This window comes from Alcaligenes sp. SJTW-7 (genome assembly GCF_047716895.1).
GTDB lineage: Bacteria > Pseudomonadota > Gammaproteobacteria > Burkholderiales > Burkholderiaceae_B > Alcaligenes > Alcaligenes ammonioxydans.
In genome coordinates this window covers 3,182,756-3,199,957 of record NZ_CP136682.1, presented here as the reverse complement: position 1 = coordinate 3,199,957, position 17,202 = coordinate 3,182,756, and the positions used below count along the sequence as shown (strand labels likewise).

Here is a 17,202-nt window from a genome sequence, read left to right as displayed (position 1 = left end):
AGCCCCTACACAGTCAAGTATTAATCATGTAGCACACGCATATGGCTTTGTTAACCCCGCTTGCTGTCTCCAATAAGTTGCGTTCTGTGCGACTGCCGTTTTGCGCATATGTGTTTTTTCAGACTGAACAAAGGGGCCTTGGCGACAAAACAAAAATTGCTTTTTTCCGTGCTGGTTTTGACCGTTCGACCTGGAGGCAGGAAATGACGTGATGGTTGCGGGTCAGATGGCGTGCTGTGGACGGGGTGCTGTCTTTTCCCGGTTCCGGCATCGACCTACAAGCATCTGGCGGAATCTGGGCGGATAGGTCGAGGGCTGGATCGCTGGAAGGCTTGAATGATTCGGCTCGAGGGGCGTTTTTTAGAACAATGTTTATACGGGGGATTTTGAATAATGATCTGGTTACTTAATGGCGGATTATTCTTAAGCTTATTTATCGTAAGGCAATAAATTAAAAATCGCATTTATGGTAACACGTGGCTCGTAGTTATGATTATTAAGGCTTGCGGTGTATTGGCTTTTCTAAATTTGACTGATTTTTACATTTATATTGTTTGAACGATGTTTCTTGTGCCTGGTGTTTTTTAAGGAGTAAACAATGAAAGATCAGTTCAGCAATAACGAAATTGAAAAGTTGTCGCGCGGGGTGGGTCTGGAAACGAGTCCGGCAGACGAGTCTGTACAACTTCTGTCAGGTGGTACGTTTACGGTTCCCAAGCACGGTTCTGTGCAGGCTGCGAAATATAGCACACCAGTTATCCCTGAAATTCATAAGTCTTACTGGATATTCAATGCCGGAAAGGCAAATAAAATAAAAGCTGTTTTTTATTGGTCTCATTCTTTTACCTCCAGCTGGTTTGAATACTCTTCTGTCGAGGTCGGAATAGGAGAGGAAAAGAAGCTGCAGGCTCCGTCCAATTCTCTGTACTACAGCAAAGTTGTTTTGTTCAACGGTACTGATCAGAATGCGACTGTCAGTGTCACGGTGGCTAAATAATCCTGAATTGAGGCGGATGCTATGAAATTGCTTGAGTTAAAGAGCGTATATAGTGAGCAGGAGCAGGAAAGGTTTTATACACGATCTATTTCTTTGGGAGATTGGGACTACTCCGCGATTATTAAAAGCTCGGTCATGTTTGGATTGGGACAGATCCCGGTTGTGGGCAAAGCCTTGTCGACCATCGTGGGTTTGTTCTGGCCAAAAAATGAAAAAGACGTGTGGCAAAAGTCCCTGGATGAGCTAAGGGAGTACATTGACAATCAGATTCTGGCAACAATACAAGGAATTCTGAACGGGGAGCTGCGCGAGATTCAAAAGAAGATGGAGTATGTGGCGAGGTTGCTGGAAGAGTCTCCGGGCTCACCGGAAGCGTGTTCGGAGTATAAGAACCTGCAGTTTTATCTGGTTGGAAAAGACGAAAAGTTTCGTTCTTTTGATGAACTGACCAACTATAAGCTGATGCCCATGTATGCCTCCATGATCTTGCTGCAAGCCAGCTACTGGAAAATGGGCATCGACAAAAAAGATCAAATTGGCTTGTCGAGCATTGACCTGAATAGTTTGAAAAATCACATAGATGATCTCGCAGACTCATCCCGAAACTATATTAATAGAATATATGAAACGGAACTGGATAGAACGTACGAAAATTCCAGGCCTGACGAAGTGGCCAATAATATGTTTGCCGTCCGGGGCTATAGTTTGCTGCATGGCGTCGAGGCGGTGGAGGTCGTAAAAAATATCCGTGATCTGGATTTTGATAAGCGATTCAATATCAATGTGATCAGCTATTCCACGGTGGTTGGGACGATTACGGGGGGAATGATCGCCCAGGCCTTGACTCCGGACAGCGAGATGGCGCAACCCTTATGTCCAGAAGTCTTTGGGCAGCAGGCCAATAGAATCGTCCAGATCATTGGCTATAGCGGGCCAAGAATCAATAGCTTGTTCAGGATAGGCGGTTTGGAAATAATCTATGAAAATGGTGACAGCAGCCTGCTCGGTGAACGGGTGGGCAATCGCGATGTTTTCGACCTGAATGGATCTCTGATTAAGACGGTTGAGATGAGATATCAGGGCCTGATGGATGAGGTCAAGTTCACCTTGTTTGATGGGAGGGGGATGCAGGTGGGTCAAGGCGAAAGCTACTCCGGATATGTGAAATACGAAGTTGAGGGACACTACATTTCGGGTGTGTTTCTAAGTAGGGATCGCGCTACCTATCCAGGCCGAACCTCGACGGCGTCAGTGTCATTCAATATGGTGCCCGCTATTACCTAAGGGCTGCCTTCATTGCAGGATGATGGGTTTGGCAATCACCCGGGTTTGGCACTTTGCGTCCATGCTCTCGTAATTATCTGAAAAGCAGCAGGCCCTGTCGGTAACAGGGCCTGCTTGCTGTTTTGGTGGGTGAAGACCCGGGTGTGTTTAGGCCAGCGTTTGTGTCAGCGCTTCCGTCGTATTCCCGGTATTGAACAGATGGTGCGATAGTTGGGCAAAACGGGCTTCGTATTTCTTGGCTGACTCCATTTTGACTGGACCGAAGCCGCGCAGTTGCTGGGGCAACTCAGCCAGCTCCAAGGCGGCAGCGTAGTTCGAGTGATTCAGATGCGTGCTCAAGCGCTTGAGCAGGTTCTGGTATTGACGCCAGAGACGACGTTCCATACGGCGTTCATGGGTGTAGCCAAACGGGTCCAGTGGGGTGTTGCGCAGCGCTTTTCCTTTGGCCATCCAGCGCAAAAGGGTAGCGGTACGGGGCCCCAGAGTGATCTTGCGAGGGCGGCCTGTTGACGGGTCCCGGCGTGCCAGCAGCGGGGGGGCAAAGTGAAAGCGCAAGGAGAAGTCTCCTTCGAATTGCTGCTCCAGATCCTGACGGAAAGCAGGGGCGCTGAACAGACGGGCCACCTCGTATTCATCCTTGTAGGCCATGAGCTTGTACAGGCTGCGCGCGGCTTTTTCTGTCAGGACAGGACGCTGACCCGGGCGCAGTTTCTGTTCGGCTTCATGCAGCGCCTCGATGGTATGCGTGAAGCGTTGGGCATAGGCGGCGTTCTGGTACTGCTCCAGGCTGCCAGTGCACCGTTGCATGATCTGCTCCAGCGTCTCGCGGCGCTGCAAAGTTACTACTTGAGCCGCCGGGGCCAATAGTTTGGCCAGGGCCTGCTCGTCGTGGGCCAGCACACGCCCCAGATGGAAAGCATCCAGGTTGGCTTGGATGGCCACACCGTTCAGACGGATGGCTTGTTCAAGCGCTGCGCTGCTCACAGGCATGGCGCCCTGTTGCCAGGCCATACCCATCAAAAGCATGTTGGACAGCAGGCTGTCGCCAAATAACAGGGTGGCGGCCTGATGCGCATTGAAGGAATGCACCCGGGTTTCGCCGGCGGCGCGCCTTAACTGGTTCAACAGCAGTAGCGCATCCAGAGGCGCATCCGGATCGCGGGTGAATTCGGCCGTGGGTGCCAGATACTCGTTGATGATGGCGTGAGTATGACCTGGGCGCAGGCACGACAGCGCATTAGGGTGGGCGGCGGCCACTACATCACACAAGATGGCCAGATCCGCCTGTCCAGGATCAACACGTACTGCTCCGGTAGCCTTCTGGCTGGCAGACAGGCGGATGTGGCTGATGACCGTGCCGCCTTTTTGTGCCAGACCCGTCATGTCCAGCACGGAGCTGGAGCGCCCCTCCAGGTGTGCAGCCATGGACAACACGGCACCAATGGTGATGACGCCGGTTCCCCCCACGCCTGCAACGATGACATTGCAATCGCGTGCCTGAATGGCAGGTTGGGGCAGGGTGTCCAGCTTGGCCAGCAGTTGCGCCTTCATGTCGGCCTGACCATTTTGATCTCCTCGACGCAAGGCCCCGCCCATCACGGATACGAAGCTGGGGCAAAAGCCCTCCACACAGGAGTAGTCTTTGTTGCAACTGGACTGATCGATCTGACGCTTACGGCCTTCAGGGGTTTCAGCCGGCACCAGCGACAGGCAGTTCGATTGCACCCCGCAATCCCCACAGCCTTCGCAGACTGCTTTGTTGATAAAGAGGCGACGCGCAGGGTCGGGGTACTCGTTCTTTTTACGCCGACGGCGCTTTTCAGCCGCACAGGTCTGGTCGTGAATCAAGATGGTGACGCCGGGAATCTCGCGCAGTTCTCGTTGCAGGCGATCCAGTTCGCGACGATGGTGAACGTCCACACCAGCCGGCAGGCTGACACCCCGATAGCGCTCGGGCTCATCGGTGGTGATGACCACGCGGCGCGCTCCTTCTCCAATGGTTTGCTGGCAAATACGGGGCACGGAGATCGGGCCGTCAACGGGCTGGCCGCCTGTCATGGCAACCGCGTCGTTGAACAGAATCTTGTAGGTAATGTTGGCACCCGCGGCAATGGCCTGACGAATCGCCAGGTAGCCCGAATGAAAATACGTGCCTTCACCCATGTTCTGGAACATGTGTCCGGTCTGGATAAAGGGCGACAGGCCTACCCAGTCCGTGCCTTCGCCCCCCATTTGGGTCAGACCACGGGTTTTGCGGTCCATCCAGGTTGCCATGTAGTGACAACCCACACCGGCCATGGCCTGGCTGCCTTCGGGTACTTTGGTGGAGGTATTGTGCGGACAGCCCGAACAGAAGTAGGGGCGACGGGTCAGGCCATGGGTATCAATGGGTGCCAGATTTTGCTCTGTACAGGCAGGCAACTGCACATTGGCGTGATGACCCAGCCAGCGACGCAGACCAACGGCCACACGGGCCGGGCTGAGCTGACCATCGGCAGGAATCAGCGCCTCATTTTCAATATCGCGCTTGCCTGACACCGAGGGGCGCTGGGCACGATTAAAGAGCAGATTCTTTAACTGGTCTTCAATGATTGGGCCCTTTTCTTCAATGACCAGAACGTGGTCCAGGCCTTCGATAAAGTCTTCCAGCGATTGCGGGTTAACAGGCCAGCTCAGACCAATTTTCAGATGGCGAATGGCCGGTAGATTGTCCAGAGTGCTGAGCTGCTGCAGCGCATCGAGCGTATCCAAGGTGGCCTTGCCGGTGGACACAATGCCAATGCGGGCCTGTGGCGCGGCCTCCAGCATACGGTCCAGACTGTGCTTGCGAGCGAACTCACGCACGCTTTCCAGGCGGGCATCCAGGGTGCCCTCCATGGCCGGAGTCAGGAATTTGCTGGGGTCGTAGGGATGTTTGCCGCCTTGCTGGTCAGCCAGGGCCGGAGCCAGATCGTCCAAGGGAGCAATCTCAAAGGAGCGTCCGCTTTCCACGGTTTCGGTAATGGCTTTAAAGGCGACCCAAGAACCGGAGTAACGCGACAAGGCCCAGGCCCAGACGCCAAAGCGCTCGTATTCTTCGACGGAGCTGGGGTTGACCACCGGAATACCCCAGGCGATCAGGGATTGTTCGCTGGCGTGGGGAATGGACGAGGAGGAGGCGACGTGGTCATCGCCCACAATCATCAAGACACCGCCGTGCCGGGAGGCACCGGCGGCGTGGCCGTGATGCAAGGCATCGCCCGCACGGTCCACACCCGGGCCTTTGCCATACCACATGGAAAATACGCCATCGACCGTGCGGTCTGCGCGTTCACCGGCCTGTTGGGTGCCCATAATCATGGACGCAGCCAGGTCCTCGTTGATGGCAGGCTGAAAACGGACCTTGGCCTGATCCAGGTGCTTTTGGGCTTTCCACATGATCATGTCCACACCGCCCAGTGGCGAACCACGGTAACCGGAGACAAAACCGGCGGTGTTCAAACCCCGCTCTTTATCCAGGCGAGCCTGGGTCAGCAGCATGCGCACCAAAGCCTGGGTGCCAGTTAAAAAGATGCGCCCTGACTGCGCGGTCAGGTTGTCGCTAAGCTTGTATTGAGTGTCGACGGACTGCGTCATGATGAAACCTCCAGATAGGAGTCATGATAGAGAGTCTGCCCTCGTTTTTTTTTGCGTTATAGTTGCGTGTATTCCCTATTCTTTGAAATGTTTATTTCGAAATTATTCAAATATGGATAAAACTGATTTAAAAATCCTGGACGTCTTGCAGCTCGATGGCCGCGCCTCTGCCCAACAGGTCGCCGAGCAGGTGGGGCTGTCTACGGCACCTGTCTGGCGGCGTATCAAAAACCTGGAGAAAAACAAGGTCATCCAAGGCTATTATGCGCGCGTCGATCGCCGTCAGGTCGGTTTGCAAAGTTGCATGTTCACGCAGATCAGTCTGGACCGGCATTCAGGTGAAATTGTTGACAACTTTATTCGTGCGGTACGTGATGCGCCGGAGATTCTGGAGTGTCATGCGGTGACCGGCGATGCGGATTTTCTGTTGAAAATCATGGTCCCCAGCGCCGAGTCCTACGATGATTTCCTGCATCGTTTCTTGTTTAATATGCCCGGTGTGCGCCAGACTCGCACCATTGTGGCCATGCGTGAAATCAAGAATGTGACCCGCCTGCCTTTACCGCTTTGAAGCAACTTGTTATGGGGTAAGACCAATGCGTTCGGGTAGAATAATCAGGATTCGCCGGCCTGTGGTGGGTCGGTATGTAAGCATGAAGGACGGGGTTTTATGACGAAGGCGAATATCTTGCGACGCTCTTGCTGGGTCGCTGTGCTGGCTACAGTTTTCCTAAGCGCCTGCGCGGTCAAAGCGCCGGCACCCGAGCCTGCTGCCCAGACTGCTGCGGCCAAGCCGGTTCACCCTGCCTGCCAGCCGGCTGCACAAGGGGAACAACTGGCGGGCAACTGGTTGAGCAAGCACCGTCAAAAAGGCGTGGTTGGCGAGTTGCGCACCTTGTTTACCTTGCAGGCAGATGGGTCAATGGCCTACACCGAACAGGTCAAGCGTCCCAACAAGCCCTCGCAAGGTTTGAATGAAAGCGGTTGCTGGGTACGCAAAGGCAATAACCTGCAGATCAATACGCAGGAATCCAATGGTGTCGTGACCGAACCGGGCGACCCGATTTACGAAAACCACTACAACATTGTCAGTCTCACCGCCCGTAATCTGGTGCTGCGCGATCAAGGTGGCAAGGTGTACCGCCTGACCCGAATGTCGCCAGGCTATCGTCTACCGTTTTGAGCCTTATCGGCTTGAGTAATTCCTGGCCGTCCTGGGGGCGGCCCGTTTTTTGTCTGTTTCTTTTGCTGGACGCTTCATGGCCCTGCGCGCAACGATTTATAAAGCTGAACTTAATGTGGCCGATAACGACCGGGCCTACTACGGCAGTCATAGCTTGACGCTGGCCCGCCATCCCTCCGAGACCGAAGAGCGTCTGATGGTGCGTTTGCTGGCATACGGCTTGTATGTGCAGTCTGACGAAGCCTTGAGTTTTTCGCGCGGTCTGAGCGACTCGGATGAGCCGGCCTTGTGGGAGCATGATCTGGGCGGTAATTTGCTGCACTGGCTGGAGGTGGGGCTGCCCGATGATCGACGGCTGATCAAAGCCAGCGGACGTGCCGATAAGGTCACGGTGCTTGCGTATGGCCGCAATGTGCCGGTCTGGTGGGGTGGCATCAAGGACAAGATCAGTCGTGCGCGCAATGTGCAGGTCTATGCGCTGGATGTGGCGGGGACTGACGCGCTGGCCGCCATGGCCGAGCGTGGTATGACGATCAATCTGAATGTTCAGGATGGCACTGTCTGGGCCAGCAGCGAGAAAGGTGAGGCTACCATCGAGCTTAGCCTCCTTAACGCGGCGGCTTGAACGAGCCCTAAAAGACAGCGGCCATGCGTCGCGCAGCGCTTTGGTTGAGGCGACAAGAACGGGTTGAAACAAAAAGGGCATCTCGCTTGAGATGCCCTTTTTCATCGGTGCCCGCGGTTTTTTACAAACCTGCCAGTCGTCCCAATACTTTATCGCGTCCCATCAATGCCAGCACGGCATCCACGGCAGGCGTTTGCTTCTGGCCTGTTACGGCAACCCGCAAAGGAATGGCCAATTTGGGCATTTTTACGTTGTGTTCGGCCAGGACCTGCTTGATCAAGGCGGCCAGGTTTTCTGTATTCCATTGCGGCAAGCTGATCGCCTTATTGGCAAAATCGCGCAGCAGGACACGGGCCTCCGGTGTCAGGACCTCCGCCATCAGTTCATCGCTGGCAGGCTCGAAAGGACGGCAGAACAATAAGGCGCCCTCAGCCAGCTGATTCAAGGTCTCGGCACGGTCTTTCAACAAACCCATGATGCCGGGCAGATCCTGGCCATCCGTTTTGCCACCCAGGGCCTCGATACGTGGCGCGACACGTTCGGCCAGATCTGCATTGTCACTGGCCTTGATGTAGTGGGCATTGACCCAGTTCAACTTCTTGGGGTCCCACTGCGAAGCCGACTTGCTCAGACTGCGCGTATCAAACCACTCTACCAACTGCTCGCGAGTGAACAGCTCGTCATCACCATGGCTCCAGCCCAAACGGGCCAGGTAATTGATCATGGCTTCAGGCAGATAACCGTCCTTGTCGTAATCCATGATGCTGACCGCACCGTGACGCTTGGAGAGCTTTTCGCCATCGGGACCCAGAATCATGGGCACATGGCCGTATTCGGGCAGGGTTGCGCCCAGGGCCTGCAAGATCACAATCTGACGAGGGGTGTTGTTGACATGGTCATCGCCGCGGATCACATGTGTGATTGCCATGTCCCAATCGTCTACCACCACGCAGAAGTTATAGGTTGGCGTACCGTCAGGACGGGCAATGACTAGATCGTCCAGTTCGCTATTGTCAAAACTGATGCGGCCCTTGACCATGTCGTCCCAGCTGGTTGCGCCAGCCTGCGGGCTTTTGAAACGCACCACAGGCTTGCGGTCGGCAGGAATGGCCGGCAATTGCTTGCCGGCTTCAGGGCGCCAGGTTCCATCGTAGCGTGGCTTTTGGCCCATGGCCCGCGCTTTTTCGCGCATGGCCTCCACTTCCTCCGGGCTGCTGTAGCAGTAATAAGCATGGCCGTCCTTCAGCAACTGGGCGATGACCTCGCGGTAGCGGTCCATGCGCTGCATCTGGTAGAAAGGGCCTTCGTCTGCATCCAGGCCCAGCCACTGCATGCCATCCAGAATGCCTTGCACCGCCTCGGGGGTGGAACGCTCCAGATCTGTATCTTCAATGCGCAGCACAAAGGTGCCCTGATGATGGCGGGCAAAAGCCCAGGAAAACAGGGCAGTACGCGCGCCGCCCAGATGCAGGTAACCGGTGGGAGAGGGGGCGAAACGGGTGCGGATGACGTTGGAAGTAGACGTGCTCATAACTTGTGTGTGGCCTTGACCTTGTAAAGCCCCCATGCGGGACCGAATCTGAATATTTTAACCCAGTGCGTGAACTAAAAAAGAACTGCCGGCCAGAACGGGCTTACGGCCCTGTCTCCGCATTGAGCTGATCGAATTGCCGCACCAGCTCTGCCAGAGAGCCAGCCTGCATTTTCTGCATGACACGGGCGCGTCGCACTTTGACCGTGACTTCCTTCACATTCAGTTCGGCGGCAATTTGTTTGTTCAGCAAGCCCTGTACCACACGCACAAACACATCACGCTCGCCGGGGTTCAGGCTGTCCCAGCGCTGCTGCAAGGTCAGCCGGGACCTGGCTTGTTCCTTGCGCTGGGCATCGGCTGCCAGGGCGGACTGCACGGCATCAATCAGAGCCTGATCCATAAAAGGCTTGGTCAGGAAGTCCCAGGCCCCCTGTTTGATCGCTTTGACCGCCATATGAATATCACCATGACCGGTCATGAATATGACCGGCATATGCAAACCGCGTGATGCCATCTGTGCATGAAAGTCCGTGCCGCTTTGTTCGGGCATGCGCACATCCAGCACCAGACAGGCGGGCGCATCGGACAGCGGATGAGCCAGAAAATCGCGGGTAGAGGCAAAGCTCAGTGCCTTTACTCCCACACTGGCCAGCAGATCGTCCAGAGCGGCGCGAATTGAAGGGTCATCATCAATGATATAGACCGTGGGCGTGGTCAAAGAAGAGTCCAGGTTGTCTGTCATGGCGCCAAAGGTAAGGTGAAGTGAAAGGCTGCGCCGCCGTCGGTTTGATGGGTGGCCCAGATATGGCCGTTATTGGCATCGATAATCGTGCGGCTGATGGTCAGGCCCAGCCCCAGTCCAGTGGGTTTGGTGGTCCAGAACGTATTAAACAGCTCAGACAACTGGGTGCCGGATAAACCCGGTCCATTGTCTTTAATGGAAAAGAGCACCTTGCCAGTCTGAGGTTTGTCACCGGGCAGGAAGCTGGTTTCTATGCTGATGCACGCGGCGTGGGAACTCGAAGGAGGGCTGAGCGCTTCAATGGCATTGAGCAGCAGATTGGCCATTACTTGCTGAATCTGTACGCGATCCGCATAGACGGGGGGCAAGTCAGTCTGCAAGGCCAGACGCAGGTCAATATGATGGCGTTGCATCTCGCCACTCGACAGGCTGAGCAGTTCGGTCAAGGCCAGGTTCAAATCAAAAGCACTGCTGGCGGGCGCCTCGTTGCGGGTAATGCTGCGCACCCGATCCAGCACATCTTTGGCGCGCTGTGCGTCGTAGACGATTCGCTGTGCGGCAGCTTGGGCTTTCTCTATATTGGGTGGCGAGGCCTCCAGCCAGCGTTGGCAGGCACCGGCGCTGCTGTTGATGGCGGCCAGGGGCTGGCTGACCTCATGGGCAATCGAGGTGCTCAGTTGCCCCAGGGTGGTCAAGCGAGACAGGCGCAGCAAATGTTCACGCGTTTCATGGGCGGCTGCCTGCACGGATTTGAGCTTGAGGCCCAGGTACGCAGTGACCGCAATCGCAACAAGGCTGATTCCGGTATTGATCAGGCCCACTTCGTAATCGCCCGAACGAGTCAGCAGGACACTGACTACGGTCAGCGCCATGCTGATGCCGGTCAGCGCAATGACCAGCCGCGCAGACAGAAAACGAATCGCAATCAGCAGCAGCGGCGTATGAAAGACAGCGGCAGCAATTGCATAGTTGGTCACGGTGTCGGCGATAAAGACCAGCACCATTAAAATACACAGGCCCACCAGGGCCAAGGCGCGGTAGGTGTTGCTCGACAAGGCGCTAAAGGGTGGTTTCATATCGTTCGTGTCCAGGTCAGGCAGCAGGATCGTGTCCGTCGTGCCGCCATCATATACCCGGGCTTGTGTCTGATTACAGGTCAGGGCCCGGGCTCCCGCCAGGATGGCGAGGAGCCCCGGCCTGTCAGTCTTAGAACCACTGACCAAAGCGGCGGATGTACAGTATTTTCATACCTTGTGCGACCAGGCAGTAAGCCAGCAAGGTGCCGACCAGCCATGGGAAATACTCCCAAGGCAAAGGCTGCAGGCCCACCATGGCACCCACGCCGGAGAAGGGCAGGTAGATGCCAACAGCGGCGATCAGGAAGGTCATCAGCATCACAGGCAGGGCCGCTGTGCTTTGGATGAAGGGGATTTTTTGCGTACGTAGCATGTGAACAACCAGTGTCTGCGAGAGCAAGCCTTCAATAAACCAGCCGGACTGAAACAGCGATTGCACTGCGGGCGTATTTGCCCCAAATACGTACCACATCAAGACAAAGGTGGTGATGTCGAAGATGGACGAGGTCGGCCCGATCCAGATCATGAAGCGGCCAATGTTTTTGGCATCCCATTTGCGGGGCTTGCGCAGAAAATCCTTGTCCATGCGGTCCCAGGGCAAAGCCAGTTGGGAGATATCGTAGAGCAGATTCTGAATCAGCAAGTGGATGGCCAGCATGGGCAGGAAAGGGATGAAGGCGCTGGCCACCAACACGGAGAACACATTGCCAAAGTTGGAGCTGGCCGTCATGTTCAGGTACTTGATGATGTTGCCAAAAGTCTCGCGGCCTTTGATTACGCCTTCTTCCAGAACCAGCAGGCTCTTTTCCAGCAAGATGATGTCCGCCGACTCTTTGGCAATATCCGTGCCGCTATCTACCGAAATGCCCACGTCGGCATCACGCAGGGCGGGGGCGTCGTTGATGCCATCGCCCAGAAAACCGACGGTATGACCATTGGCCTGCAGCGCTTTGAGAACACGCGACTTTTGCAGCGGCGTCAGTTTTGCAAATACCGAGTGGCGCTCGACAGCGCAACGCAGATCGGGCTCTTGCATGCGTTCGATATCAGGTCCAAGCAAAGGCTGGCCGGGCTCCAGGCCCACTTCACGGCAGATTTTCGCGGTAATGATTTCGTTGTCGCCGGTCAGGACTTTCACGGCCACACCGTGCTCGGTCAGGGCGGCAATCGCCTGGGCAGCACTTTCCTTTGGTGGGTCCAGAAAGGTCAGCAAGCCTTGCACCGTCATCTGGCACTCGTCCTGGGCTTCGTAACGGCTCTTGGCCTGTTCGACAGGAATGCGGCGAGTGGCAATCAGCAAGACACGAAAGCCGTCCGAGTTGTAGCGGTAAGCCATTTTCAGCAGACGGGCCCGCTGCTCGGTGTCCAGTAGGCGGCGCTGGTCGCCGTCTTGCAGATGGGTGGCGACGCTGAGCATTTCCTCCACGGCGCCTTTGCAAACCATGAGCTGTTCGCCTTGCGGGTTTTGCACCACGACCGACAGGCGGCGTCGCACAAAATCGAAAGGCAGTTCATCGATCTTGCGATAGGAACCGATTGCTTGCAGGGCAGATGGGGTCTTTTGTGCAAAACGCAGCACGGCCTGGTCCATCAGGTTCTTGACGCCACTTTGGTGCAGGCTATTGAGCAAGGCCAATTCCAGAATGCGTGGGCAGTTACGATCATCCAGACCCAGATGGTGCTCCAGAATAATCCGATCTTGCGTCAGGGTGCCGGTCTTGTCGGTGCATAGTACGTCCATGGCGCCAAAGTTCTGGATCGCGTTCAGGCGTTTGACCACCACCTTGTTCTTGGCCATGGCAACCGCGCCTTTAGCCAGGTTGGAGGACACAATCATGGGCAGCATTTCAGGGGTCAGGCCGACGGCAACGGCCAGTGCGAACAGGAAGGCTTCAGTCCAGTCGCCTTTGGAAAAACCGTTGATCAGCAGCACGACAGGCACCATGACCAGCATGAAGCGAATCAGCAGCCAGCTAACGCTGTTCACGCCCCGGTCAAAAGCAGTCTCGGCGCGCGAACCGACAATAGCTTTGGCCAGCGAGCCAAAGTAGGTTTTCGCGCCGGTGGCCACCACGACTGCCGTGGCCGTACCGCTGACCACGTTGGTGCCCATAAAGCACAGGTTGTTCTGTTCCAGCACGCCGGTCTGGGCACGGGGTGCCGTGGCGCTTTTGCTGCTGACGGCGCTAAAGACATCGTACTTTTCGACCGGCAGGGCTTCACCGGTCAGCGCGGCCTGACTGACGAACAGATCGCGAGACTCGATCAGTCGAAGATCGGCCGGGACCATGTCGCCCGCCGACAGGCGGACGATATCGCCGGGCACGATCTGACTCATGGGGATTTCGCGCAATACGGTCGCGCTGGAGACGGTGGAGCGTCGCTGCACGCTGGCGGTGGTACGCACCATGGCTTTCAGGGCCTGGGCGGCTTTGCCGGAACGATATTCCTGCCAGAAACGCAGCAGGCCGCTCAAGGTGACCATGACCACAATAATCAGCACGCCGGTGTAGTCCGCTGCTTCGCCCGAACGCATGGGCAGGATGATGTCAGTGACGGCGCTGACCGCAGCCAGCACCATCAGCACCGCGATAAAGGGGTTCTTGAAGGCCAGGGCCAGCTGAATCAGGGCGTGGGCGGGTTTGTCCCGTGCGACCTCGTTAGGGCCATATTCGGTCAGGCGGCTCAAGGCCTCGGCATCGGTCAGGCCGTTCAGGTTGGCCTGTACAGCGGCCAGAGTCGTCTCCAGGCTCAGCCCGGTTTCGGTAGCCGTGCGCAGTTTGGCGTCGTGGTCCACTGAGCGCAGTGGCGAACGGTGTTGTTGAATGCTCATGGTAATGCTCCTGGGGTACAGGCGTGACTGTGCCGTCCATTCCGGGGGATGGACGCAGCAGATCCTGCCGACCGGTTTGAGGGTCGGCAGACTACAGGTAAGAACTGGCGAATTAAGTCGGCGTCAGGCCAACGTTTAGTGGCGGCGCAAGATGCAGCGCCTTATTTGCGCTGATGGGGGTTTGTCACTGTTTGCAAGCCAGTGGATTTCTGGTTTGCGGCTAGCCGTGTTGATGCGCCAGGCAAGAGCGGGGCGGCGGTTGGGAACCGCGCGCTCGCGAGGGCAAGGTGTGGCAAGATGCGAGCCCGACGGGGTTAGGGCCCGGATCGGTCCAGTATGAGTAAGGCGATGCATGGTTGACTCCTGATCGTGCTGCGCAAGCCGCTTCAGCAGTCAAACCCGCGGGTTATGTCTGTCTGGTGGGCTTGGGCAGCATCGTTCTTCGACTGCCGTCGTTGGACATAATGTGTTTTTTCCTGTCAGAGAGAACGAAAGGTCCCGCTTTCCGAACGACTGTTATTTTACGTGCTGCAAGCCGCTTTGCGACTGGCTTTGCGAGGTTTTTGCCCAGGCATTGGCGTATGAATCCTATACGAAAGTATATAAATAGCTCGTAGAGGAAAAAAAACGGATGTATGACACAAAACAGATATCGCCAGTCCGGTCTCTTTTATTTGTAGACAGCTGTGCTTAAGATGAGGGAATTGTTTATTTTGGTGTGTGGTCTTCTTATGGCGGAACAATCATGGCAGCCTTAAGGCATCGTCTGACAGCATTGTTTGAGCCCCGTTCGGTATTGGTCGTATCCACATTACCCTTGCCGCTTATCAAGGATGTGCCGGGGCGGCTGGCGGGCCGCATTACCCAGGCCCGTATTACGGCGACCCAGGTTATCGTGCCCGACCGGCTTGAAGGGCTGACAGGTACACAGCGCCTGGATCTGGCGCTGGTCTGTATCGAGCCGGTGCGCTTGCCGCAGGCGCTGGATGCGATTCGCGTCCACAAGCCCCGAGTGGTGCTGCTCTTGCCCTCGAATCTGGCCTCCCGCGATCCCATGGAAGACATGGTGTATGCCCGATCCTGGGCGCGCATCAATAATTGCCTGGTGCTGGGGCCGCGCGCGTTTGGAATACAGCGGCCGCATCTAGGCATCAATTTGAGTCATGAGCCACAAATGGCGCTGGCGGGCCGGGTGGCTCTGGTGTCCCAGTCACGCTCGATTACCTCGGCCTTGATGGACTGGGCTGAAGATGTCAGCCTGGGCTTTTCTGCCATTGTGTCCGTCGGGGACGAGGCCGTGATCGACGTGCCTGAAGTGCTGGAGTATCTGGCCATGGACCCACGCACGGACAGCATCGCCTTGTATCTGGAGCACACACCGGCCTCGCGTCGTTTTACCAGCGCTTTACATGCGGTGGCGGCGGTCAAGCCAGTGGTGGTCTTGAAAGTTGGCGCCCAGCGTCAGCAGGGTGAGGCGCACGAGGCCGTGTTCAATGCCTTGATGCGGCGTGTGGGGGCGGTACGCATACGTTATTTTGTGCAGCTGTTCTCGGCCCTGAAAGTGCTGGTTTACACCCGTCGCCCCAAAGGGCGGCGCATTGCCCTGTTCTCTAACGGCAATGGGGCTGCGCAGATGGCCCTGGATGTGTTAGGGGCGGATGCTGCAGTGACGTGCCCGGAACTGGCACCCTCGACCCAGCGAGCCCTGGATAACCTCCTGGCTCCTGGAGATCAGGTTCAGAACCCGGTGGTGACCTATGTGCCATTGACGCCCATGCGCATCGATTCGGTTATTTCCACCTTGCTCGATGACAAGGATATCGACGGCGTCCTGGTCTTGCTCACGCCCGATCCGCTGGCCGACATGCCGGCCGTATCCCGCGAGCTGGCCATGTTGTCGGCCAGTGCGCGCAAACCCATCATCACTTGCCTGATTGGGGACGCGGATATGCGCCCCTTGCGTCATTTGCTCGATGGCGTGGGCACGCCTGCTTTCCGTACCCCGGATACGGCTGCCAACGCCTTTGACCTGCTGGCTCGTTATCACTACAACCAGCATTTGTCACAGCAAACCCTGCCGCCTTTGCCGCTGGGCACTTTGCCAGAGGTGGAGCCTGCCCGTGAGCTGGTACGGCAGATTCAAAGTGAGCGCCGTGAAGCCAGCGAGCAGGAGTGCCGTGATCTGCTGCGTTATTTCCATGTTCCCGTGATTGATCTGCGGGTGACCCACGATCAAGGCGAGCCCGACCCGGATGTGCCGTTGATGGGGATTCGCTTTGAGACCGATGACAAGCTCGGCCCTTATGCCGTTTTTGGCGCAGCCGATCATGCCGATTGGCTTTCATCGTCTTATCCCGCGGTCGAATTGCCTCCGCTGAACCGGTATCTGGCGCGCCAGCTGGTCGAACGTAGCCCCCTTTGGCGCAAGAGCCTGTCCTCGCAACTGACGCCTTTGGTCCTGACGCAGCTTTTGCAGGTCCTGGAACGCTTGTCGGACTTGATGAGCGAGCTGCCCGGCGTGCGCCGGGTTGTGCTCGATCCCATCATGGCGGGCGAGAACAGCCTGTATATCAAGAGCATCTCAATCTCGCTGAGCAGGCAGTCCATGCTGGTGCTGCCCGAGACGGCGGGCTACCGCCACATGGCGATTCATCCTTATCCGCGTCACATGATCGAGCGGCGCCAGTTCAAGGATGGACAGCGCTGGACCTTGCGGCCTATCCGTCCGGAAGATGCCGAGGCCCTGCAGACGTTCATGCGGGGCTTGTCGGATGAAAGCCGCTACATGCGTTTCGTGTCCATGCTGCGTGAGCTGACCCCACGGATGCTGTCGCGCTACACCCGTATCGACTACGACCGGGAGCTGGCGCTGATTGCAACCGTGCGTTCCCCCAATCCGGACAATCGTAACCATCCCCGTGACGAAATCATTGGCTTTGCCCACTATTTGCGTAACGGTGATGGACGGGGGGCGGAGTATGCGCTGGTCATTGGGGACGCCTGGCAGCGTCGCGGCCTGGGTGTGACCCTGATGGAGGCGTTGATTCAGGCCGCCGCCGAACAGGGCCTGACGTACATTGATGGTTATGTGCTGGCCTCCAATACGCCCATGCAGGCCCTGATGAAGCGGTTGGGCTTCCAGAACGACGCAGACCCGGAAGATCCCAGCATGCGTCGGGTCTGGCTGGATCTGGGTGAGACGCGTCGTTCGGACTAGGCACAGGCATGCCGCTCCTCGTTTAACGGGAAATACCCGTTTAATTGTCCCCTTGATGTCCCGATTCACTCAACGGTGACGGGTCTATGATGCGCT

At 56.6% G+C, this 17,202-nt stretch carries 11 protein-coding genes; 6 read left to right on the top strand and 5 right to left on the bottom strand.

The window, feature by feature from the left end:
- The first annotated feature begins 598 nt into the window (after positions 1-598).
- Both RSQ48_RS14445 and RSQ48_RS14440 read left to right on the top strand, forming a co-directional pair.
- Entirely contained in the window at positions 599-997 is a 399-nt protein-coding gene (locus RSQ48_RS14445) for a hypothetical protein (RefSeq protein ID WP_003801867.1), read from the top strand.
- A 21-nt stretch (positions 998-1,018) separates the two neighbouring features.
- Positions 1,019-2,281 carry a hypothetical protein gene (locus tag RSQ48_RS14440; RefSeq protein ID WP_415301931.1) on the top strand — a complete coding sequence of 421 codons (1,263 nt, stop codon included), beginning with the start codon at positions 1,019-1,021 and terminating at the stop codon, positions 2,279-2,281.
- 147 nt (positions 2,282-2,428) lie between these two features.
- Here the strand turns inward: RSQ48_RS14440 and RSQ48_RS14435 are convergent, their stop codons facing one another.
- Positions 2,429-5,896 (bottom strand): indolepyruvate ferredoxin oxidoreductase family protein, encoded by a 3,468-nt coding sequence (locus tag RSQ48_RS14435; protein ID WP_415301930.1) that lies wholly within the window; start codon positions 5,894-5,896, stop codon positions 2,429-2,431.
- 112 nt (positions 5,897-6,008) lie between these two features.
- Here RSQ48_RS14435 and RSQ48_RS14430 point away from each other — a divergent pair, with 112 nt between their 5' ends.
- The 3 genes from RSQ48_RS14430 to RSQ48_RS14420 all read left to right on the top strand — a co-directional run bounded on the left by RSQ48_RS14430 (position 6,009) and on the right by RSQ48_RS14420 (position 7,704).
- Positions 6,009-6,467 carry an Lrp/AsnC family transcriptional regulator gene (locus RSQ48_RS14430; protein ID WP_003801862.1) on the top strand — a complete coding sequence of 153 codons (459 nt, stop codon included), beginning with the start codon at positions 6,009-6,011 and terminating at the stop codon, positions 6,465-6,467.
- A 99-nt stretch (positions 6,468-6,566) separates the two neighbouring features.
- Positions 6,567-7,079, top strand: coding sequence for a hypothetical protein (locus tag RSQ48_RS14425; protein ID WP_003801860.1), 513 nt, complete (start codon positions 6,567-6,569; stop codon positions 7,077-7,079).
- A gap of 76 nt (positions 7,080-7,155) precedes the next feature.
- Positions 7,156-7,704, top strand: coding sequence for a YaeQ family protein (locus RSQ48_RS14420; protein WP_003801858.1), 549 nt, complete (start codon positions 7,156-7,158; stop codon positions 7,702-7,704).
- A 121-nt stretch (positions 7,705-7,825) separates the two neighbouring features.
- On the opposite strand, the gene gltX is transcribed toward RSQ48_RS14420, so the two are convergent.
- From gltX to mgtA, 4 genes are all read right to left on the bottom strand, one after another.
- A complete protein-coding gene (gltX, locus tag RSQ48_RS14415) occupies positions 7,826-9,235 on the bottom strand; it encodes a glutamate--tRNA ligase (RefSeq protein WP_415301929.1) in 1,410 nt (469 codons plus the stop codon).
- A 103-nt stretch (positions 9,236-9,338) separates the two neighbouring features.
- Complete coding sequence (locus tag RSQ48_RS14410) at positions 9,339-9,980, bottom strand: response regulator transcription factor (RefSeq protein ID WP_003801854.1); 642 nt, start codon at positions 9,978-9,980, stop codon at positions 9,339-9,341.
- Positions 9,977-11,056 carry a sensor histidine kinase gene (locus tag RSQ48_RS14405; protein ID WP_415301928.1) on the bottom strand — a complete coding sequence of 360 codons (1,080 nt, stop codon included), beginning with the start codon at positions 11,054-11,056 and terminating at the stop codon, positions 9,977-9,979. The genes RSQ48_RS14410 and RSQ48_RS14405 overlap by 4 nt, the downstream gene beginning before the upstream one ends.
- Before the next feature lie 130 nt (positions 11,057-11,186).
- Positions 11,187-13,889, bottom strand: coding sequence for a magnesium-translocating P-type ATPase (gene mgtA / locus RSQ48_RS14400; protein ID WP_415301927.1), 2,703 nt, complete (start codon positions 13,887-13,889; stop codon positions 11,187-11,189).
- Between the two features lie 745 nt (positions 13,890-14,634).
- On the opposite strand from mgtA, the gene RSQ48_RS14395 reads away from it, so the two are divergent.
- Complete coding sequence (locus tag RSQ48_RS14395) at positions 14,635-17,106, top strand: GNAT family N-acetyltransferase (protein WP_003801847.1); 2,472 nt, start codon at positions 14,635-14,637, stop codon at positions 17,104-17,106.
- Positions 17,107-17,202 lie beyond the last annotated feature (96 nt).